Here is a 19,913-nt window from a genome sequence, read left to right as displayed (position 1 = left end):
TTTAACCGGTGTTCGGAGCTGCTTGCGCTATCTCCGCCCATCCGGGTCACAATCCCTCACGCAAAAGCCCGCTCACGCGCTGACGTTCAAGGTGACACGCCGGCAAAGACGGCGCACAAATGACGGGATGACGCTTCCTTTCTACACGATTGGTCATTCCACCCGGACAATCGAGGTGTTTGTTGAGTTGCTGCGGGCAGGCCGCGTGACCGTTGTCGCGGACATTCGCACGGTGTCGAGGTCGCGGACCAATCCGCAGTTCAACACCGACACACTGCCGCAGGCATTGGCCGGGTTTCAGATCGGGTACGAACATATCGCCGAGCTGGGCGGCCTGCGCAGTAAAGCGAAGGCGATCGACCCGGACATCAACGGGTTCTGGGAGAACACCAGTTTTCACAATTATGCGGATTATGCGCTCACCACCTCATTCGCGAGCGGTCTCAACCGACTGATCGCGCTGGGACGGGAGCAGCGGTGTGCGATGATGTGCTCGGAGGCGGTCTGGTGGCGCTGCCACCGGCGTCTGGTCGCAGATAACCTCATCGCCCGTGGCGAGAGCGTCTTTCATCTGATGGGCAAGGATAAGGTCGATCCGGCAAAACTAACGCCCGGCGCGCGCGTCGGGAAAAACGGGACGGTGACCTACACGGCAAAAAACATTGCCGGCTGAATGAGCAGCGGTGCGGCGCCGGGTTTCCACTTGTAATCCCTCCCTAAAAGGGAGCAACAAGCGGCCATCCGTGCGTGTAAATCGCGCGCAAGGCTCTTTCATAGGCGAGGCGGGTTCTCGGCACCCCCGCGCAACCCTGGCCCGGCAAACGAGTCGCTCCATTCACCACCAGCACCTGCAACGGCGGTAGTCCGTGCGTGCTGCAATGCCTTCGGATGATGCCCAGAAAATGGTGGGCGCTTCGCCAATGCACGCCGATCTCGTCGCAAATCTCCCGATAGGTGTATGGCGGCAGGTCGTTGACCGCCCGGCCGGCAAGGAGCGACCAAGCCGCCCGTGCCCGCCTCAAATGGTCAATGCGCACGATTTGTCTGCTTCCGTATTAAACGGTCATCCCGCGAATATGCCGACTGCGATCATCCCAACGACAATAAGACCAAGACCTCCGATTAGCATCGGCACCAAAGTGTTAGCGGGATCGAACGATGGTCCTTCGTCGCTGCCATGGAACTGATCGTATCTGTTAGCTGTGTTCATCATACGTCTCCTATGTGAAAGACCGCTCGCCGCCCTTGCCAGGATCATCCCGTTTACGGTTGAACCTTTGATTCTCTCTGACATTGCTGCTCCTTCCGTCGCGGATCGCTTTGGCGAGGCAGGATCGCGACCTATCCTGCCTATCCTTGCTGCGGCTAGCCGGAACACCGGTACCGCATGTTCGAAGGCTGCCCTTTAAAGATGCATTATAGATATATCTTTATCCGCGTCGACCGCAACCGGAGTGCCAGCGATGCTTGACAACTTTTTGTGACTACGCGCTGCGCGTTCTGATGTGCGCCGGTGCGATTTGTAAGCGAAACTAAAGCTGGATTGCGTCTTAGCACTACAGTTGCCTTTTTGAGAGACGTCTGAATCCATAGGCAACCATGATTCGGAGATCATGGACGCAAGCAGCGTCGATTGAGGAGACGCTTGCGTTGTGGGCGGCGTCGCTTCGAGAAATCAAGCAGCGGATACGTCCGTTGTTCACGCAACAGCGTATTGCAGCGAATGCCGGCCTGTTCCTGGAAGGCCTGCTCGGAGACGAGCCGCGCAAGACCGGTTGGATGCGCGCCGAGGCGGCAGGCGATCCTGGCCCCTGGCGGCAGCAGGCCATTCTGGGTCGTGGAGATTGGGACGCGGATGCCCTGCGCGATATCGTGCGCGACTATGTCATCGAGCATCTGGCGGATGACGATGCGGTGCTGGTGATCGACGAGACCGGCTTTCTCAAGCAGGGCAAAGCGTCCTGCGGCGTGGCGCGGCAATACACGGGTTCGGCAGGGAAGATTACGAACTGCCAGATCGGGGTCTTCGCGACCTACGTTTCGCGTCATGGTCATGCGTTCATCGATCGGGCGTTGTATCTTGCGAAGGAATGGACCGACGATCCCGACCGTCTAAAAGCCGCATATGTGCCTGCCGACGTCGGCTTTGCGACCAAACCGAAGCTTGCGACAAGAATGATCGCACGCGCGATAGCCGCGTCTGTCCCATTCAAGTGGGTTGCCGGTGATACCGTCTACGGTGTTGGCGACATCGAACAGCAACTGCGTCGGGCAGGCAAAGGCTACGTGCTTGGGGTCAGCAGCGCTCATGTGTTTCGATCCTGGGGCAAGCGATCGCCGGTCGCCGGGACGGCTGCAGACATCGCCCGGACGCGGCGCTCATCTGACTGGAAGCGCCTGTCGGCGGGAGCCGGAACCAAAGGGCCGCGGCTGCACGACTGGTGTTATCTCGAATTGGCCGATCTCGAGGCCGGTCAGTTCAACCGCACAAATGATGGTGTGTGGACGCGCGGTCTCCTGATCCGCCGTCGCATCGCCGACGATGACCTCGCCTTCTTCACCACCTGGTGTCCAGCAGGCACATCAATTGAAACGCTGGTCGCGGTTGAAGGCCATCGATGGGCAATCGAGGACAGCTTTGAAACCGCGAAAAACGAGTTCGGCCTCGATCACAACGAGAGCAGATCCTGGCATGGGTGGCACCGTCATGTGTCCCTGGTGATGCTCGCCTTCGCCATGATGGCGGCGATCCGACATCGCGCTAATCCGCCACCCAAAAAAACCAAACGCCGCCCGCCGGCAAAAGCCAAAGCATCACCACGCCGCCACTGATCCGTTGGTCGATCCAGGAAATTCGCCGCGTTGCCATCCGACTCGCGCGAAAGCGGATCCAACCCGCACACATCATCGCATGGTCTTGCTGGCGCAGGGCTCACCAGGCTGCCGCTCAGCGCGCTCACTTCAAATCAAAACGGCAACTGTAATGTTAGAGGTCGTTTCGAAAAGGGTTGAGTGGCTGAAGTCCGAGTGATTCCAAGGTGATTGCTGATTCTCACTTTGGAGCCTTGATGTGGACCCCTGCCTCATGGCTCCCCTCATTTTGGGCGGACTCAGATGAGCCTGATTTGTCCGACACCTCATGAGGATCGCGACTCGCATCCTTACGAGCCGCCGCCATGAGCCGTCCGATCAAGCGCATTGATTTTGTTCACGACTTTCTCGCTGGAATCTTCGCCGATGACCTCCATGCTAAGCGCGTGGCGTCCTTGGCCAATGGTGCGCTCGGCGTCATGACGAGTGCATCGCTCGCAGTGTCGATCATCGGCCACTCGCTGGCCCAGAGCGCGAGCGCATCCTCAACGCACCAATGAAGGCCGCCGCCAGCCGAAAGCCCGTGGCGTGAAGATGGGCCGCAAACCGAAGCTCAAGGCCGTGCAGCTCGCGGAGATACGCGAGCGTCTGGCCAATGGCGAAACCCAGGTGAAGCTGGCCGAGTCTTACGGCGTTCACCGCTCGACAATCTCAAGGAGGCAATCATGACCGCTATCGTACTCACCCGCATCGGCGCGACCCAAAACATGCAGCGATTCTACAAGCTCGACGTGCAGCCCGATTTGTTCGGCGGCTGGTCGCTCGTCCGCGAGGGGGGCGTCTCGGCCGGCCTGGTCAGGTGCGTCTCGACAACTATCCCACGCGCGGCACCGCTGACCTGGCCATGGTCGGCCACTACACTCGGAAAGCCCGAAAGGGATATCACTGAGCGGTTCAACCGTTCACGTTTATTTAACGCGTCACGAGCGTCAACTTTGACATGGGTGAAAGCTTTCGACTCAGGTTTGCCCTAGCGTTGCCGTCGTCATCGCACGACCCCGCGGTATCCATCGATGATGAGAAAAGGCTACGGCCCCTCCCGCTACTCAAACGGACGAGGTCCGCCATGCAAAAACGGCAACGTTCCAAATCGACCATTTCACTACACAATCGGCTCAAGGCTTTCGCTAACGGCGTAGAGGAACAAGCCAGCGTGCTCCCACCCGGCGCCGAGAAAAGCTGCCTCGAAAAGTGCGCTCGTAGAGTCGATACCGCAGCTTATTTGGACGCTTGGGCAAATTCGCCTGGGTTGCGGCCGCCGAAGTAGTCGTCCGTGAAGAACGAGATTTCATGCGACCGAGAATGATTAATGGTTGGCATGCGGCCGCGGCGGCGGCGAGCACGGCGTTGATGGCGTCGCCTTCGGAGCCCTTGAGATAATTGCGGTCCATGCGGTGGTCTGATTTTGCGTGACCGATCACAGGCTCGATCGCCGAACGTCGTCGCAGGTCGCGCTTGATCGGGGCGGTGACACCGCGTTTCTGGCCCGAGATGTAAATCCTGAACTTGTATTCTGGCGGAGCATTGTGGCCCCTATAGCCCTTGTCGGCGGCGAGCCGATTGATGGGCGCGCCGATTTGACGCTCGACATCGGGGATGATGCTTTCCAGCGTGTGGCCGTCGTATGGATTTCCCGGAAGCGCCTTCGCGTGCGCAATGTGCGTGTTTCAGTAATTCCCGGACAGAGATTCCGGTAAACCCCGGACAGCGATTTCAGTAGTTACGGGACAGCTATTTCACTAAATCCCGGACAGTTCCGGGATTGGATTTGGCGACCGGTTCTCGGCTGCGCCGTTCTGGCAGTTTGGCCCTCACGATTGAGTTGAGAGGGGCCATGCCAAGACGGAAGCAAGCGAGACAAACGACAGTGAGGGATATCCGCACGATCCTGCGCCTGACCCATGAACAGGGTCTGTCGGTGCGCGAGATTTCGGAACGGCTGCAGATCAGCAAGACGATGATATCGACCTATCTGCTGCGGGCGCGGGAGGCCGGTCTGTCGTGGCCGCTGCCGCCGGCCCATGACGATGACGTGGCGCTTGAACGGCTGCTGTTCGGCCGTGCCGGCCGTCCGCCCCGCGATCAGCGCGAGCCGGACTTTGCACTGATCGCCCGGGAGCTGAAGCGCAAGGGCGTGACGCTAACGCTGTTGTGGCAGGAATATCGCGCTACCCATCCCGACGGCTACGGCTACGCCTGGTTTTGTGAACGCTACGCCGCTTTCGAGCGCCGGACGAGCGCGACATTTGGACTCCTCGCTCGTGGTTGTTACCGGCGGCATTGCCGTCTTGCTCGGCGATTCCGCGTCCGGCGGACTGGCGCCCGTCATGTGCGTTATCTCCCGATCGATCCGGTATGAGTCATGCTGAAGCTGCCTGGGCGGGAAGCGCCGACATCCGCCGGCGAGATGAAGCTTCCCAACCGGGATCTCGGAGGGGCAAAGCCCCGAGCGGCGCCTTGCCCTTCGGTGCCGTCTTGCTACCTTTCTTCCGTTTGGCCATCGGGTAACGTCCGAGGTCAGGTCAGGCCGATGCGGCGTTCGAGCGCCAGGTCGGCTGCTTTGGTCAGCAGGTTATCGGAGCTTGTCGTCGTGGGGAAGAAAGAGACCATCGCCCATCACGAGGCCGGACACGCAGTGATCGCGCGCGTGCTGGACATCCCGGTAAGCTACGCGACCCTCGATGCACTCGACGGCGCCAGCGCCGTGGTGACGACGTCAAGGACGACTCACCTCACCAACGACGACCTTGAGACGCCGGAGAAGTACGCCATTGTCGCGCTGGCCGGCCCGCAGGCCGAGCATCACTACCGTCCCATGTCCATAGTGGCCCAGAATCGCGCGTGCGATGGTGGCTGGCGCGTGGATCGCGCCAACGCGACCAGCCTGCTGGCGATGCTGGTGTTGCGGCAGCACGGCAAGCCGGCGGTGCCGGGCAGCTACGTCGAGTTGGACGGCGCCGAGACAGAGGAGTTCGGCCGCCTGTTCAGCCGTACGACCCAAAAGACTGCCGATCTGGTCCAAGAAAACTGGCCTGCGATCCAGCGCGTCGCTGCAGCCCTGCTGAGCCGTCCCGCGCTTACCGAAGAGGATATCGACGCCCTAATCGCGGCGGACTGTGAAATCGCTTCCAATGGCGCCTCCTCCCAAGGTTGAAGCATCTCATTGATTACGCGCGCGAATCCACTTCCTGGGTAGGGTCATGGTTGGATACAAAAGTCGCCCTCTTCAATTCCAATATTTTTTTCAACATAACCAGCGCACTGTGAGACTTTTCCGGCGGGGTCAAAGTTTGGGTCTGACTCACATCTGATGATTTTTTCTGCCGAGCTTGTGGTTCTCCAACGGGGGAATCAGGACCATGCGAGCTGGCATTCGAATCTCGTCGCTTGTGCCGAGTGGGTTGGTTATCGAGAGCGTAAGTGATTCATCTGACTCGATTATTTTGACCGTTCGATCCGATGGCGGTGTGACCGAGTGCCCATTGTGCGGGACGAGATCGCGCTGGATCCATAACCGATACGACAGACAGGTTGCGGATTTGCCCTGTGCAGGCAAAGAAGTACGCCTCCGCGTGATCACGCGACGGTTCGTTTGCGAGGTGCCTCATTGCCGGCGGCAGATTTTTGCTGAGCGGTTCGGGGACGATGTTCTTCCGACCCGGTCGCGCCGGACGGCACGGCTGGAATGCATCGTCCACCATCTGGGGGTGGCACTTGGCGGCAGACCAGCAGCGAGCTTCGCCAAACGACTGATGCTGCCGGTCAGCAACGATACGTTGCTTCGGGTTGTACGACGGCGGACGGTGCCACGAGCCGATCCTCTGACCGTCGTCGGCATCGATGATTGGGCCTTTCGACGCAATCGCTGCTACGGAACGATCGTCTGTGATCTCGAGCGGCGACGGATCGTGACGTTGTTGCCAGATCGCGAGGTCGCGACAGTTCGCGCCTGGCTCGCCGATCATCCTGGGATCAAGATCGTGTCCCGCGATCGCGGTGGCGGTTATGGCGAGGCGGCCGCCAAGGCGCTACCCGACGCAGTTCAGGTCGCCGATCGTTGGCACCTGATGGAGAACGCCAGCGCGGCCTTCCTCGACGCGGTGCGCAAGTCCATGCGCGCAATCCGCAGCGCGATCGGCACGCCGGCAATTACCCCAGAACTGCTCACCTCGGCAGAAAGGCTGCGATACAAGAGTTATATGCGGCGCGAGGATACAAATACGGTAATCGTGACGCTCGCGCGGGACGGCATGTCGATCAAGCAGATCGTCCACCGCCTGGGCCATAGTCGCAATCTCGTTCGCCAGATCTTGCGTGGCGGGCGAACCGACATGTTCCAAACGCGGCGGCGCTCGCTCGACGCGTATTATCTGTTCCTTGAGGACGAGTGGAGCGGTGGCTGCCGCAACGGCGCCGAACTCTGGCGTCGCTTGCAGGCGCGAGGGTTCCGGGGATCTCTGCGTTCGGTTGGCGAGTGGACAACACGTCGCCGTCGGTCCGAAGCGATCAGCAAACAACCGCTGCAAAGAATTCCCTCGGCCAGAACTATCGCCCGTCTCATGACGATTAAACGAGATTGCATGACCAAGGCTGATGCCGTGGTCATTGCCGCCATCGAGGCCGGTGTGCCGTCCCTTGTGGAGGCCCGCACGCTCGTCGACCAGTTCCACGACATGATCCGGAAGAAGGACGAGGCCAAACTCGACGCCTGGATCGCGAACGCACAGACAAGCCTCGTCTCATCTCTCGCAAGGGGAATCGTCAAGGATAGAGCCGCCGTGCGCGCTGCGATCACCCAGGCTTGGTCAAACGGCCAGGTCGAAGGACAAATTACGAAACTCAAACTCGTCAAACGACAAATGTATGGTCGCGCAAAAATTGACCTTCTCGAAGCACGATTGTTCGGGGCCGCATGATCCCCGACGCCGTCATCAAATATGCGTCAGACCCAAAGTTGCGCGCGGTTTTACCCACAACGGGATGGCGGGCTGCTGGCTTCATAACACTCCAAGCCCGCGAAGGTTCGCCGCTGATTACCATGGAACATGAAGGCGCCAGTGACTGTTTCCCCAATGATGATCCAAAGGAAAGCGGGATGAATGGCGACCGATACGACGTTATCATCATCGGGTCCGGACCGGGCGGGGGCTCGATCGGCTGGTCGCTCGCCCGCACGGGCAAGAAAATCCTCATGGTTGAAAGAGGGGATTATCTGCCGCGTGAGCGCCAGAATTGGGACACGGACGAGGTCTTCCGAAAGGCGCGCTACCAGGCCGACGAGACTTGGAGTTCTTCTTCCGGCAACACATTTAGGCCGGGATTGCATTATTTCGTCGGAGGCAATTCCAAAGTCTACGGCGGAGCGCTGTTTCGGCTTCGCGAGAGCGACTTCTTTGGCGTTCACCATTCCGATGGTATCTCATCGGAATGGCCAATCAAATACGACGTGCTCGAACCGTATTATCAGGCAGCGGAGGATCTTTTTGAGGTGCACGGCGCTCGCGGTGAGGACCCGACCGAGCCGCCTTGGACCAAACCTTACCCGAAGCCTGCGATCAGTCACGAGCCTCGCATCCAGAAGCTTTCAGACGACCTTATCCGGGCGGGATATCACCCCTTCCACCATGGAGGAGGATGGACGCGGCGGCACTCTGCCGCATTCGCGGCTTTTGCGCTGTGACCCCTTCGACGGATATCCCAGTCTCACCAACGGCAAGGCAGACGCCCAGATCATGTGCGTTGACCCGATCCTGGCCGCGCATTCGAACTTCACGCTTCTACGCAACACCTATGCCGAGCGGTTGGTGACCAGCCCGAGCGGTAGCACGGTTACGGGCGTCCAGGTATTGCTCGAAGGTAAACGGCATATACTCCGGTCTGACATTGTGGTGGTAGCTTGCGGAGCGCTTTCCTCGGCGCTGCTTTTTCTGCGCTCCGCGAGCGATACCCATCCGACTGGCCTAGCGAACGGCTCGGGCCTCGTCGGCCGCAACTACATGCGTCACAATAATGCGGTGGTGCTCGCCATCTCAAAGATCGCGAACCCCACTCAATTCCAGAAGACGCTTGGCCTGAACGATTTCTATTACGGCCACGATCGCAGCCCGTTGAACGATTGGGAGTTTCCTCTCGGCCACATCCAGATGGTAGGCAAGTCGGACGGAACTCAGATTGAGGTGGAGGGATTACCCGAATTCATGCAGTGGCTGCCGAGCCGGCCGTTCTCGTGGATCGCAGAACACTCGATTGATTTCTGGCTGACATCCGAGGACTTGCCAAAGGCGGAAAACCGGGTTTTTTACAAGGACAGCCGCGTCCACCTCGATTTGACGGAAACCAACATGGAGGGCCATCATCGGCTGCGCGAGAAGCTGCGCAGCATGCTCGATGGCCTCGACATTCATCCGCATCTTTTGAATCGCTCGTTATATTTCGGGCAGGACACGCCGACCAGCGGTACTGCGCATCAGGCCGGCACCCTGAGATTCGGCCATGACCCGACAACGAGCGTGCTCGATCTGGACTGCCGAGCACACGGAATCGGCAACCTTTACGTGACTGACGCCAGCTCTTTCCCGTCGATCGGCGCGGTGAACCCAACGTTGACGATCATCGCGAACGCGCTTCGCGTAGCCGACCGCATCGCAGCCAGCTACTGATGCGCTCCGCAAGCTTCCGATTATGGCTTGTTTTGTTCGTGCAGGCTATCACGGACTGGCTGTTGTTTATGCAGGTTAAGGGCCGTTCTGACGAGCGCAAGATGTGAGAATGTGAGAAGGCCTGCGGAAAATTGCCGACCTGTCGTTTGGCGCTGTATCGTACTCTTCGCTGAGAAGGTCGAGGTCATTGCGCAATGACAGCAAGCGGTCAACGAGTGCGTCAGCTTCGGCTGTCCGGCCCTGCCGCTGGTAGATATCGGCGAGCCAAAAGCTGCAGGCCAGGAATACCCCTTCTCCGGCGGGCAATCCGTCGGCGCGGCTTTCTGTGCGGTAACGAAGGGCGAAGCCGTCGGAAGCCAGCTCTCGTTCGATTGCTGCTGCGCGAGCGAGAAACCCTCTCGCGCTCCTCCGAGGTTCTGAAGCCCATGAATTACATGCTCAGGCGCTGGGACGACTTCGCCCGCGTCCTCGACGATGGCAGGATCTGCTTGACCAACAATTGTGCTGAGCGCGCATTGAGAGGTATCACCTTGGGAAGGCGCAACTGGACCTTCGCCGGCAGCCAGCGCGGCGCCGACCGTGCTGCCATCATGCTGACGATGATCACGACCTGTCGCCTCACCGACGTCGGTCCCAAGGCCTGGCTCGCCGACGTCCTCTCCCGTATCGCCGATCTTCCCGCATCGCGTCTGCACGAACTGCTGCCCTGGGAGTGGAAACGCCTGCGCCAAGCCGACGAGCCCACCTCTCAGCAAGCCGTCTGACCTTCACGCAATGCTATCATAAACCTGCCCGTGCCCGCGCGCATGCGTCAATCAGGCGGTCTTCGGCGTATGCGTACGGTGCTGCGATTGATGGAGGTGCTCAAGATCGACGACGTGGCCGCAGCCGTGCGCGACGCGGTCGCGCGCGGTGCGGTCGGCTTCGATGCTGTGAAGCATCTGGTACTGTGCCGCATCGAGCGGCGTTCGTCTCGCCTCGACATGACAATCGATCCGTATCTGCCCAAAGCGACGGTCGCGACAACATCGGTGCGGTCGTACACGATCGAGCCTGTGATAGGTCTCCAAAATCAGACCACCGCATGGAACGCAATTATCTCAAGGACTCCGAAGGCGACGCCATCAACGCCGTGCTCGCCGCCGGCGGGTATAACTTCCGCCGATTGTTCGCCTGGCCGAGGCTGCTTTTGCGCGCATGGTTAGTGTTGATCATGCGGCCACATGCCAACCGTCAATCAGTCTCGTTCGCGTGAAATCTCGTTCTTCACGGACGACTTAAAGTGCAAGCGCCCGAGCGACCCGGAAACCAAGGTACTTGAGCCGGTAGTCGGGAGTGAACCAATAGCGGCTCGCCGAGCGGAGGAAGGCAGGAGCGAGGAGATAGGACCCCCCGCGCACGACACGGTGATAACAGTTACCGCCCTTGATCCAGGCCGAGCCGTCCCGCGGCGCTCCGCTGTAGGTGTCGTGGTAACAATCCTCCGTCCACTCCCGGACATTGCCCACCATATCGTTGAGACCGAACCCGTTAGCCGCAAACGAGCCAACCGGCGCGGTTTGCTTGGCGTCCCATTGGCTGCCACAGGAGTGGCAATTGGCGTTGTTCATGCCTACGGTGTTACCCCAGGGATAGACCGTCTGTGTCCCGGCGCGCATCGCATACTCGTATTCGGACCCCGAAAGCAGCCGATACGACTTGCCGGTCTTTTTCGACAGCCAAGCGACGTAAGCCTGGGCATCGTCCCAGGAAACGTTGATCACCGGTCGGCGGCCACGGCCCCAGCCTTCATCGGATGGCTTGTAGCCGTTGCAGCCTCCGTCGGCCACGCAGGCATCCCATTCGTCGAAGGTTACCGCAAACCGGCCGACTGCAAATGGTCGAGCAATCGTGACCATATGTTGCGGGCCTTCCTCGGCGGAACGCTCCGGCTCGCTTGTCGGCGACCCCATCGTAAAACTCCCGGCCGGCACCACCACCATCTCCGGACACTTCGCGCATTCCTTAAAGATGTCCTTCGGTTTCAGCGTCTGCTCCTGCATCGGCGGTTGCGCCGCCGCCTGAGTCGACGCGGGCGTGACCTGGGCGATAATTGCGGCGCCAAGCACGCACAGCCCAACTAACGATGCCAGCACCGACACAGGACGCCGCGGCCGACCGACTTCGCGCGCTAGAGTCCCTGCCTGCGGTCGCGCTTCGTCTTCGTGGCGTTTGCCTTCGGCTTCCCGCGGTTCGCGTTCGAACGCGGCACCCTCGCGTGAGCAACTGAAAAAGCCGATGAATTCCGGAAGGTCAGCGAGGGAGGACATCGAATACATCCGTCAGCGAGGGCAGAAATCTGGTTACGAGCAGAGAATAGCAAGAGCGGCAGGCTCCGGACTGCCCACCATCAGCGTCATTCGCGGCGAGCATCGATCGATCACGCGCTGGATCTTGCCGTTAGAATCTTTTGAGTCCCGCTCGGTTGTTCAGCGAGCGGTTTTGTATCCCTGAAGCCGACCCGCGAAAGCACGATGTAGAACGCGGCGATGTTCATCAGCGCCCAGATGGCAAAGCCCAGGGTGTAGCCGCCCAGAAGTTGCTTGCTGGTGGCCAGGATGATTGTCATGGTGAAGCCACAGGCCGCGCCGGCCGCCTTGGCCAGTCCGCTCACCGCACCGACATGCACAAAGTACATCGGGATCAGCTTGATGACCGCTGCCGCGGCGGCACCGGACAGCAGCGCAAGCCCATACATGGCAAACAGCACGAGAGGCAGCGAAATCTGCATGGCCATGAGCAGGGCCAGAACGACCATGATACCGAACATCCAGCTCAGGATATTAAAGGTATCGTAACGGTCGGACAGCCAGCCGCCCAGGGGCCGGGCGATCGCGACGCAGATCACCAATGGCGGGGTGTAGACCATGGACGCCTGGATGGCATCCACATGCCACTGATCGAGCAGATAGATCGGCATCGCCGACGCGAAGAATGTGAGAGTGCCGAAGGACACCCAATAAAGGTAGGGCACCAGCCATACCACCACGCCCGAACGGTACACGACGAAGATTTCACGCAGCGACGTGTTCTTGAGCTTCCTGTTCGGCGGATCGGAGGTAAAAAACCAGTAGACCCCCGCCATCAACAATGTCGCAATGGCGAAGATTGGGAATATCAGGCGCCAGCCGTCCGGGCCAGTCAGGACACGGGTAATCAGGAAAGTGACGGTCACCATGCCGACGGTGATTCCGACATTGCCCATACCAAAGATGCCAAGGGCTGTACCCTGCTTCGATTTGGGGTACCAGGACGATACATGAGCGTTACCGACGACGAAGCTCGCGCCTCCCAGTCCGAGCAGCGTCCCCAGGAACAGAAAGGCGTAGTAGCCCTCGGCGAAGTACCCGAAAAACAGGGGAAGGGTGAGGCTCAGAAGCAGAAGCGTGAAAACGCCCCGGCCGCCGAACTTGTCCGTCAAAATGCCGACTGGGATGCTGACGGCGGCCGCGAAAAATGGCTCCATCGCAGCCAAGACGAGCACCTGGGTCGCGCTGAAATCGTACCACTTGATTAGAAAAGGAGCGAGCGCGGCAAACATTCCCCAGACCGCAAAACCGAGCGCAAACGCCAGGGACGATATCCATAAAACCCTGGAGTTGCCCGGTGGCTCGGCCTTCACATCGGCCGCGATAACTGGATTTTCCACGCCTGCTCCCAACTTAAAGAGATCGCACTTGCATCAAACACTAAGCTCAGCGCTCATGCACTATGACGAGCAAGCAACGCTCCGCGGCGAGCCATAGGCGGTTGTTAGTCTTCACGTTAACCAGTTTACAGAGTATCTCTTGGCAACCTTCGCGTCTATTAATTTCCGAAAGGCAACAATCGACCTTCACGCCCATTGCTTAGAACTGCGCGCTGATCCCGCTGCCTTGGCTCCCGAACGCCTTCTCGTATTCCGTTTGCACGGGATCGGGCGTTGTGGTTGCGCAATCCACGCCGGTCGCGTGCACGGCCGCCGCCGATCCTCATGCGGATCACATCGCGGAGACATCGCAGCGGTTCGGTATCCCCGAATCCCAGGTCTACGCCGGCAGGGCATCATGCTTGACCGCTCGACATTGGCCGACTGGGTCGACCGCGCCGCCCGGTTGCTGCGGTCGGTGCATGAGCGCCTGCTCGCTACTTTGAAGACCTCGGCCAAGCTGTTTGCCGACGAGACCACAGCGCCGGTGCTCGATCCCGGCCGCGGACGTACCAAGATCGGCCAGCTCTGGGCCTACGCATGCGATGATCGCTCTTGGGCGGGACCGGTCCGCCGAGCGTAGCTTACCTCCAGGCGTTCTTCGCATCGCCAATCCGCAACGCCGCGACAGGCTTCTTCTTTTGAACGCCTTCGCCATCGTGCTTTTGACGCTGCTCGGCGCGGCGGCGAGAGCCTCGGTATGGATCGCCATCTCAAGGTCAATACCGCCAAGCGCCGAGCTCATTCGCTGTTCCGCCAGGGATGCATGCCCTACGGGTTGATTCCAAACATGTCGGATGTCCGCCCGCGCCCGCTTGTCGCGCGGCTTAGCGAATACATCAATCAACACGCCGCGCTAAATCAAACGTTCTCATGCGTATGAATGAGGGGATACCTGAGGGCGGAGTGGAAGGCCGCTCTTGCCTACGAACGGGAGCAGAAGCGCCCGCGAACAGAAGGAGCCGAACGCCGACTGGAGGCCATCACGAAGGCGCAAGCGGCGCTGGGCAAGGCTGAGCGGGATCACGCGAAGCGGGCCGCGGTCATCCAAGCCGAAATTGATGCGATTGAGAAAAAAGGCAAGCTTCCGATGCCGATTGCGATAAGGTGAAGGATCGGTTGGAAGCAGCGTTGCGGCGCGCGCGGGATTGAAGGCAAGCCCAGAGGAACAGAACACAAAGTTCATTGGGGTATGTCGAGAGTCGTCGGAAAACAGGTTTGTTCGTTGTGCTGGCATACCTCTGACGTCATTGAGAATAGCTCCTAACAATTCCGGCCCCACGCAACAATGAGCGCAAGGCAGGCGTAGATCGTGTGGACCATTGACGCCGTTCGACCTCCACCAAATAAAACAGCCTCGATTGAATCTCCGACTTGCTTAGATACATCGATTCCATATTTTATGGATTGATGCTCAGATTGGGAGTCCATTGTATGATCAAAGACATTATTCTTCATCTGGAACGAGACTCTTCTCGGGATGCCGTTCGCGATTTCGCTGCTTCGATAGCCGGAGCTTTCGCCGCGCATCTGACGGGAGTTATATTTGCCTTTGCGGCAAACCTTCCCGCAGATGCTCTCGGCGATCTATTTGCCGAGAGCGAAGCAGAGGCGCGCGGTGCAATTGACCGCTTTGAGTTGGCTATGAAACGCGATGATCTTTCGGCTGAGTCACGGCTTATCCTCGGAATGCCTAAGACGTTTTCGGAGATGGCACGGTGCTTCGATCTAAGCATCGTCATGCAATCAGACGATGATAATGGCATTAATAACAGCATTCTAATCGAAGCGGCGCTGTTTGATTCTGGTCGGCCACTCATTGTCGTTCCTTGCACACAGAAGGATAGGTTGAAGCTCGATCGGGTTGTGTGCTGTTGGGATGGAAGTCGCACTGCAGCGCGCGCCATCAATGATGCGTTGCCGCTACTGAGGAAAGCCAATGCCGTCGAAATGTTTATTGTTGAAAATGAAAAGACCACGAATGAGCAGATACTTCGTGGGGCCGAAATCGGCCGACATCTCGGTCGGCACGATATCAAGGTCGAGGTGAAAACAGTGCTTGCTGCTGATACCGACGTGGCGAGTGCCATTCTGTCGCACGTTGCCGAGGGTTCGGCGAGCCTGCTTGTGATGGGCGGCTATGGACATTCCCGCCTCCGCGAATTCGTGTTTGGTGGAGCGACGCGCGGAATACTGTCGGCGATGACGGTTCCTGTTTTCATGTCGCACTAAATCGGCATCAGATTGGATTAATCGTCATGTCTGGCTTTGGGCATCCCACGGGTAAAAGACAGGAAAATCTGCGCGGATCCAGATTAACTGTCGCGCTATAAAGAAAGTCTGCATTCGTTGGAACCATCTGCACTTTGGCCTCTCGACTATCTTTTGAAAGGATCCCTTAACATTCTGACCCGCCAGCGTGAGCCCGGCGTCCCGGGACTGCCAGAGATTTTGTGCGCGAGGCAGGTTTCGCCGTCGAGGAAATGTCTGGAGTTTCGAAGCCGTCTGTTCTTTGCGACGCGAATCACCGACTGCATAAATGTTGATGCGGATCAAAATCAACTCCCGAATCGCAAGGCATAAGATGGATTGTAAAAAGAAAGGTCATTTATGGTCCGGGCTGAGGATTTGACGCCGCGTTTTCGTCACGTGCGATTGTTGCTCGGGCGCGAAAAGGCGCATCCCGAGGGCGAACAGCACGAAGGCTATGACCTTCTCGTGCCGCTCGACGAGGACAATCGCCTTGATGCTCACGAGTGGAAGACGCATCAGGCGGTTTGCCGCGTGAGACGTTTTGACAAACACGGAGACGTCAAGATTGGTCGGCTGCGTCGCAAGCCAGGCAGGCAATGGTACCTTTGACTACGAAGAAGGCGAAAGCGACGATGAGATCGGCTTTCGTCTCGGCGAGGAACGCTTTGTTATTGGTGAATACGTGTCGATCGGGCAGGGGAAGCAATACCACCCCTATCGCATCGTTCGTGTGGAGAAACCTTGATCGCGTGGCGCTGTTAGTGTCGCAATTCGGTCAGTCTGACTTAAATTACAACGCAAGCGGAATTTCTGTCCGAAAGCATTGCGCGTGGCCTTTGCGACGGGCGCACTTCGATGAACAGCAGGGAGAAGAGGAATTGTCGAATACCCCTCACACGCTTCGTGATGAATTTCCCGACCAGATGGACACTATCCACGCCCTCAAGGTCGCAAACCCCGAATTCGCGCGGATTTTGGAAGAATACGATGAGGTGAATGATCAGATTCACCGGGCGGAGACACGGATCGAATCGATCAGCGAAGAGACCGAGGTCACATTGCGCAAGAAGCGCCTGGCTCTCAAGGACAAGATCGCATCGGCTTTGAACAAGCGCGGGGCATAATAGGGTCGGCCGGCGACGACATCATGCATCGTCAGGCTGCCATTTCTGAATGTGGCGCTCGAATTGCGACTCCAGAAATGTCGACTGAGATCGGAAGGAGTCCCTCGTGCGCCGCCAGACTCGTTTCGAGACGCATCTTCTTCAGCGCATCGGCTGTTGGCGGGGTACTGAGCGCCGTCTTTGTTTTCGATGGGAAGACTGTGGATATGATGCCGGTGGGAACGACGAGTGGAACGCCGCAGGTGCTGCTCAGCCATCATCTTAAGCAATTAAAGTTGCCGACCGTGCTGCGAGAATACGACAAGCCGGCCTGCGAATGCGCGCGCGATGGCGTCGATCGTTCTCGCTATCTCGGACAGGAACTGATCGGCTGGGAACGTCGTGTCGTCGAGCGGCGCATCACGGAGGCCAGATTCCCGGCTGTGAAGAGCCTCGATACATTTGACTTCAGCGCTATCCCCTCACTCAACAAGATGCTGGTGCTCGAGCTGGCCCGCGGCCAGTTCATCCGGCGCCGTGAGAACGTTATCGCGCTCGGCAACTCCGGCACCGGCAAAACACAGTCGCGCTCACCCTTAGCCTTGCCGCCTACCAAGGTTGCTGACAACGCGCTTCACAGAGGTCGTTGCTTCGACGATCCCGAGGCCTTCACCCTGCGATCGCTCCGTTTCCGCGGTGCGGGATGGCATGTCGAATCACTCGACAGCAACCCGCTACAGGCACCTTGAATCATGGGCCGTCACATAAGCGCCAGCGAGACACCTTCGGGCATGACGACAGCGGAGGCTGCAGCGACGCGGCGCCAGTCGGGTCCGAATGAGGTTCCAGATGCCCGAGAAAGCTTCGCGCGCCGCCTTGTGGACAAGCTGTGGGCGCCGGTGCCCTGGATGCTCGAAGCCGCCATGGTGCTCGAACTGTGGCAAGGCAAACTGCTGGAGACAGGTGTCATCGCGGCGCTGGTATTGTTCAACGCCGTCATGGCGATGTTCCAGGAAGGGCGCGCGCAATCGGCACTTGCTGCGTTGAAGACACGCCTCGCCCTCAACGCTCATGTACACCGGGATGGCGTGTGGCAAACGATTGCGGCGAGGGACGTGGTGCCAGGCGACGCGGTAAAGCTGTCGCTCGGCGCGGTGGTTCCGGCTGATGCATGCATCGTCTTGGGCAATGTGCTGCTCGACCAATCGATACTGACCGGTGAATCGGCGCCGGTCGAGGCGAGTGAAGGGGACACCGCTTTTTCCGGCGCGATGGTGCGTCGTGGGGAAGCGACGGCGGTTGTCACCGCGACCGGGCCGCACACGAAGTTTGGCCGTACAGCCGAGCTGGTCAAGACGGCTCACGTCGTCGGAACGCAGCAAAAATCGGTCCTGCGCGTCGTACGCAATCTTGCCTTTTTCAACGGGCTCGTCGTTATCGCGTTTGCCGGATATGCTTGGCGATCGGGCGCCCCCTGGGTAGTGATCGAGCCGATCGTGCTGGTCTGCGTCCTTGCCTCGATCCCCGTCTCGTTGCCGGCAACCTTCACCATGGCGGCGGCGCTTGCTGCCCACGCGCTTACCGGACGTGGTGTGTTGCCGACGCGGCTTTCGGCGCTCGATGAGGCTGGCACCATGGATGTGCTTTGTTCCGACAAGACCGGTACACTCACGCGCAATGAACTGCGCGTCGCCCTGGCGCGCCCGGCTCCGGGTTATGATGAGGCCCGGTTGCTGGGGCTCGCGGCGCTCGCAAGCTCCGACGGTGGCGCCGACCCTGTCGATGCGGCGATCCGGGCTACGACACCTCGTGTGGGAGGCTTGCCGACCCTTATTGCATTTCAGCCGTTCGACCCTGCGACGAAGCGGGCCGAGGCGCGCGTGGTCGGCGCCGACGGCCGCGAATGGCGTATTGTGAAAGGCGCATTCGCTGCGATCGCCGATGCGGCTCAGGCCGATACAGAAAGCCGCCGTGAAGCGGAAAAGATGGAAGCTCAAGGTTATCGGGTGCTTGCGGTCGCAATCGATAACTCGGACGGATTGACCATCGCCGGACTGATCGCGATGAGCGACCCGCCGCGTGACGATGCGGCGGCGCTGGTCGCTCGCCTGCACGAGCATGCGGTGCGCGTTGTAATGGTCACGGGCGATGCGCCGGTTACCGCACAAGCGGTCGCGCGTGAGATAGGGATCGCCGGCCCTGTCTGCGTCGCCGGGGTTGCTGCACAAAATCTATCAGACTATGCAGTCTTTGCCGGAGTATTGCCCGAGGACAAGTTCAGCCTTGTGCGGGCGCTGCAGGCCGAGGGTCACGTGGTCGGCATGTGCGGAGATGGCGTCAACGACGCGCCTGCACTCCGTCAGGCGCATATGGGCATCGCCGTGTCGCAGGCGACCGATGTCGCGAAAGCGGCTGCCGGGCTCGTGCTCACTGAGCCCGGTCTTGGCAGCGTCTTGGCGGCGATCGAAGAAGGCCGCAAGGCGTTTCGGCGCGTGCATACATATGCCCTCAATTCGATCGTTAAGAAGATTGTCACTGTTCTCTTTATCACCATTGGCTTTGTCATGACTGGCCATCCGATCCTGACGCCATTGCTGATGATCGTGCTGCTGGTCGCGGGCGATTTTCTGTCAATGTCGATCGCAACCGACCGCGCGGTGCCATCGCTTACCCCGAACGTCTGGCGCGTCGATGCACTGACGGCGAAGGGCGTGGTCCTGGGGCTTGCGCAACTGGCTTTTGCAACCGCGGTTCTCGCGATCGGGGCTTTTGGTCTTCATTTCGGGCCTGACACTCTGATGACGCTCGCCTTTCTCACGCTGGTTTTCGGCGGACAGGCGACGATTTATGCGATCCGTACTCAGGGCAAACTTTGGGAGACAGCGCCGAGCGGTTGGCTCGTCGCCGCTTCCGTCGCGGACATAACTATCGGGGTTATTGTGGCTACGACGGGATATATCGCGACGCCGCTGCCGGTCCTCGCGATTGCCGTGCTGCTCGTAGCGTCGGCGTGGCTCGCCTACATCCTGAATGGATTGAGCCGCCTTACGTATGCGCCTGCGAGTCTGCGGCGATAGTATCTTACCGCCCGACGTTAGACCCGATGGGCGCTGCTGAAACGTCTAGCATGATCTCCTTGAGGGAGCTACCAAGTGCATGGTTGTCTTCGCCGTCGACAGTAGCCGCCGCATGATGGAGCGTCGCGGAGCGAGCCTTCAATGTAAGACCGTATGTCCTATCTGGATCCGGACGCGAAGATCGCACGAAAGCTAATCGTTACCGACAACTGGTGATTGACTT

At 59.4% G+C, this 19,913-nt stretch carries 17 protein-coding genes and 9 pseudogenes; 19 read left to right on the top strand and 7 right to left on the bottom strand.

Going from position 1 to position 19,913, the window contains the following annotated elements; genetic code table 11:
• The first annotated feature begins 127 nt into the window (after positions 1–127).
• The gene (locus tag V4R08_RS15620) at positions 128–673 is read left to right on the top strand and encodes a DUF488 domain-containing protein (RefSeq protein ID WP_335580539.1); all 546 of its coding nucleotides are present in this window, start codon (positions 128–130) and stop codon (positions 671–673) included.
• Between the two features lie 390 nt (positions 674–1,063).
• On the opposite strand, the gene V4R08_RS15615 is transcribed toward V4R08_RS15620, so the two are convergent.
• On the bottom strand, positions 1,064–1,210 hold the full coding sequence (locus tag V4R08_RS15615; protein WP_335580327.1) for a hypothetical protein: 147 nt from the start codon (positions 1,208–1,210) through the stop codon (positions 1,064–1,066).
• Between the two features lie 389 nt (positions 1,211–1,599).
• On the opposite strand from V4R08_RS15615, the gene V4R08_RS15610 reads away from it, so the two are divergent.
• From V4R08_RS15610 to V4R08_RS15600, 4 genes are all read left to right on the top strand, one after another.
• Positions 1,600–2,832 carry an IS701 family transposase gene (locus tag V4R08_RS15610; protein ID WP_335577531.1) on the top strand — a complete coding sequence of 411 codons (1,233 nt, stop codon included), beginning with the start codon at positions 1,600–1,602 and terminating at the stop codon, positions 2,830–2,832.
• 344 nt (positions 2,833–3,176) lie between these two features.
• Positions 3,177–3,371: a hypothetical protein gene (locus V4R08_RS15605; RefSeq protein ID WP_335580326.1), complete on the top strand. Its 195-nt coding sequence runs from the start codon at positions 3,177–3,179 to the stop codon at positions 3,369–3,371.
• 34 nt (positions 3,372–3,405) lie between these two features.
• Positions 3,406–3,540 (top strand): helix-turn-helix domain-containing protein, encoded by a 135-nt coding sequence (locus tag V4R08_RS18265; protein ID WP_442935692.1) that lies wholly within the window; start codon positions 3,406–3,408, stop codon positions 3,538–3,540.
• Entirely contained in the window at positions 3,537–3,845 is a 309-nt protein-coding gene (locus V4R08_RS15600; protein WP_335580325.1) for a WGR domain-containing protein, read from the top strand. The genes V4R08_RS18265 and V4R08_RS15600 overlap by 4 nt, the downstream gene beginning before the upstream one ends.
• Positions 3,846–4,199: 354 nt before the next feature.
• Here the strand turns inward: V4R08_RS15600 and V4R08_RS15595 are convergent.
• Positions 4,200–4,529 (bottom strand): annotated as a pseudogene (locus V4R08_RS15595) (IS5/IS1182 family transposase); the annotation flags it as partial.
• Between the two features lie 176 nt (positions 4,530–4,705).
• Here V4R08_RS15595 and V4R08_RS15590 point away from each other — a divergent pair.
• The 4 genes and pseudogenes from V4R08_RS15590 to V4R08_RS15575 form a co-directional block, all read left to right on the top strand.
• A pseudogene (locus tag V4R08_RS15590) lies at positions 4,706–5,119 on the top strand (sigma factor-like helix-turn-helix DNA-binding protein); the annotation flags it as partial.
• Between the two features lie 342 nt (positions 5,120–5,461).
• Entirely contained in the window at positions 5,462–6,025 is a 564-nt protein-coding gene (locus V4R08_RS15585) for a hypothetical protein (protein ID WP_335580324.1), read from the top strand.
• 205 nt (positions 6,026–6,230) lie between these two features.
• Positions 6,231–7,787: an ISL3 family transposase gene (locus V4R08_RS15580; RefSeq protein WP_335580323.1), complete on the top strand. Its 1,557-nt coding sequence runs from the start codon at positions 6,231–6,233 to the stop codon at positions 7,785–7,787.
• Between the two features lie 179 nt (positions 7,788–7,966).
• A pseudogene (locus tag V4R08_RS15575) lies at positions 7,967–9,530 on the top strand (GMC oxidoreductase).
• On the opposite strand, the pseudogene V4R08_RS15570 reads toward V4R08_RS15575, so the two are convergent.
• A pseudogene (locus V4R08_RS15570) lies at positions 9,481–9,905 on the bottom strand (glycoside hydrolase family 15 protein); the annotation flags it as partial. The pseudogenes V4R08_RS15575 and V4R08_RS15570 sit on opposite strands and share 50 nt — an antisense overlap.
• On the opposite strand from V4R08_RS15570, the pseudogene V4R08_RS15565 reads away from it, so the two are divergent.
• A pseudogene (locus tag V4R08_RS15565) lies at positions 9,905–10,294 on the top strand (IS66 family transposase); the annotation flags it as partial. The pseudogenes V4R08_RS15570 and V4R08_RS15565 overlap by 1 nt on opposite strands.
• Before the next feature lie 51 nt (positions 10,295–10,345).
• On the opposite strand, the gene V4R08_RS15560 reads toward V4R08_RS15565, so the two are convergent.
• The gene (locus V4R08_RS15560) at positions 10,346–10,471 is read right to left on the bottom strand and encodes a hypothetical protein (RefSeq protein ID WP_335580322.1); all 126 of its coding nucleotides are present in this window, start codon (positions 10,469–10,471) and stop codon (positions 10,346–10,348) included.
• Between the two features lie 93 nt (positions 10,472–10,564).
• On the opposite strand from V4R08_RS15560, the pseudogene V4R08_RS15555 reads away from it, so the two are divergent.
• A pseudogene (locus tag V4R08_RS15555) lies at positions 10,565–10,785 on the top strand (IS5/IS1182 family transposase); the annotation flags it as partial.
• A 22-nt stretch (positions 10,786–10,807) separates the two neighbouring features.
• Here the strand turns inward: V4R08_RS15555 and V4R08_RS15550 are convergent.
• Together V4R08_RS15550 and V4R08_RS15545 are read right to left on the bottom strand one after the other, a co-directional pair.
• Positions 10,808–11,671, bottom strand: a complete 864-nt coding sequence (locus V4R08_RS15550; RefSeq protein WP_335580321.1) for a formylglycine-generating enzyme family protein — start codon at positions 11,669–11,671, stop codon at positions 10,808–10,810.
• A gap of 278 nt (positions 11,672–11,949) precedes the next feature.
• Positions 11,950–13,230 (bottom strand): MFS transporter, encoded by a 1,281-nt coding sequence (locus V4R08_RS15545; protein ID WP_442935691.1) that lies wholly within the window; start codon positions 13,228–13,230, stop codon positions 11,950–11,952.
• 373 nt (positions 13,231–13,603) lie between these two features.
• Here V4R08_RS15545 and V4R08_RS15540 point away from each other — a divergent pair.
• From V4R08_RS15540 to V4R08_RS15525, 4 genes and pseudogenes are all read left to right on the top strand, one after another.
• Positions 13,604–13,854 (top strand): annotated as a pseudogene (locus V4R08_RS15540) (IS66 family transposase); the annotation flags it as partial.
• A 5-nt stretch (positions 13,855–13,859) separates the two neighbouring features.
• A pseudogene (locus tag V4R08_RS15535) lies at positions 13,860–14,033 on the top strand (IS4 family transposase); the annotation flags it as partial.
• Positions 14,034–14,140: 107 nt separating this feature from the next.
• Complete coding sequence (locus tag V4R08_RS15530; RefSeq protein WP_335580320.1) at positions 14,141–14,368, top strand: hypothetical protein; 228 nt, start codon at positions 14,141–14,143, stop codon at positions 14,366–14,368.
• A 323-nt stretch (positions 14,369–14,691) separates the two neighbouring features.
• Positions 14,692–15,489: a universal stress protein gene (locus V4R08_RS15525; protein ID WP_335580319.1), complete on the top strand. Its 798-nt coding sequence runs from the start codon at positions 14,692–14,694 to the stop codon at positions 15,487–15,489.
• Positions 15,490–15,861: 372 nt separating this feature from the next.
• On the opposite strand, the gene V4R08_RS15520 is transcribed toward V4R08_RS15525, so the two are convergent.
• Positions 15,862–16,011, bottom strand: coding sequence for a hypothetical protein (locus V4R08_RS15520; RefSeq protein WP_335580318.1), 150 nt, complete (start codon positions 16,009–16,011; stop codon positions 15,862–15,864).
• A 64-nt stretch (positions 16,012–16,075) separates the two neighbouring features.
• Between V4R08_RS15520 and V4R08_RS15515 the strand changes: the two genes are divergently transcribed.
• The 4 genes and pseudogenes from V4R08_RS15515 (at position 16,076) to V4R08_RS15500 (ending at position 19,690) form a co-directional block, all read left to right on the top strand.
• Complete coding sequence (locus V4R08_RS15515; protein ID WP_335580317.1) at positions 16,076–16,255, top strand: hypothetical protein; 180 nt, start codon at positions 16,076–16,078, stop codon at positions 16,253–16,255.
• Between the two features lie 133 nt (positions 16,256–16,388).
• On the top strand, positions 16,389–16,634 hold the full coding sequence (locus V4R08_RS15510) for an HP1242/YdcH family protein (protein ID WP_335580537.1): 246 nt from the start codon (positions 16,389–16,391) through the stop codon (positions 16,632–16,634).
• A 209-nt stretch (positions 16,635–16,843) separates the two neighbouring features.
• A pseudogene (locus tag V4R08_RS15505) lies at positions 16,844–17,229 on the top strand (ATP-binding protein); the annotation flags it as partial.
• Between the two features lie 175 nt (positions 17,230–17,404).
• The gene (locus V4R08_RS15500; protein WP_335580316.1) at positions 17,405–19,690 is read left to right on the top strand and encodes an HAD-IC family P-type ATPase; all 2,286 of its coding nucleotides are present in this window, start codon (positions 17,405–17,407) and stop codon (positions 19,688–19,690) included.
• Positions 19,691–19,913: the final 223 nt, after the last annotated feature.

Source organism: Nitrobacter sp. NHB1 (assembly GCF_036964665.1).
Classification (GTDB): Bacteria; Pseudomonadota; Alphaproteobacteria; order Rhizobiales; family Xanthobacteraceae; genus Nitrobacter.
This window is presented reverse-complemented; position numbering and strand designations above follow the sequence as displayed.

What these genes read in the sequence shown, in the direction of transcription:
- V4R08_RS15620 (WP_335580539.1), top strand. Translation starts at nt 128, where the DNA reads ATGACGCTTCCTTTCTACACGATTGGTCATTCCACCCGGACAATCGAG.
- V4R08_RS15615 (WP_335580327.1), bottom strand. Translation starts at nt 1,210, where the DNA reads ATGAACACAGCTAACAGATACGATCAGTTCCATGGCAGCGACGAAGGA.
- V4R08_RS15610 (WP_335577531.1), top strand. Translation starts at nt 1,600, where the DNA reads ATGATTCGGAGATCATGGACGCAAGCAGCGTCGATTGAGGAGACGCTT.
- V4R08_RS15605 (WP_335580326.1), top strand. Translation starts at nt 3,177, where the DNA reads ATGAGCCGTCCGATCAAGCGCATTGATTTTGTTCACGACTTTCTCGCT.
- V4R08_RS18265 (WP_442935692.1), top strand. Translation starts at nt 3,406, where the DNA reads ATGGGCCGCAAACCGAAGCTCAAGGCCGTGCAGCTCGCGGAGATACGC.
- V4R08_RS15600 (WP_335580325.1), top strand. Translation starts at nt 3,537, where the DNA reads ATGACCGCTATCGTACTCACCCGCATCGGCGCGACCCAAAACATGCAG.
- V4R08_RS15580 (WP_335580323.1), top strand. Translation starts at nt 6,231, where the DNA reads ATGCGAGCTGGCATTCGAATCTCGTCGCTTGTGCCGAGTGGGTTGGTT.
- V4R08_RS15560 (WP_335580322.1), bottom strand. Translation starts at nt 10,471, where the DNA reads ATGCTTCACAGCATCGAAGCCGACCGCACCGCGCGCGACCGCGTCGCG.
- V4R08_RS15530 (WP_335580320.1), top strand. Translation starts at nt 14,141, where the DNA reads ATGAGGGGATACCTGAGGGCGGAGTGGAAGGCCGCTCTTGCCTACGAA.
- V4R08_RS15525 (WP_335580319.1), top strand. Translation starts at nt 14,692, where the DNA reads ATGATCAAAGACATTATTCTTCATCTGGAACGAGACTCTTCTCGGGAT.
- V4R08_RS15500 (WP_335580316.1), top strand. Translation starts at nt 17,405, where the DNA reads ATGACGACAGCGGAGGCTGCAGCGACGCGGCGCCAGTCGGGTCCGAAT.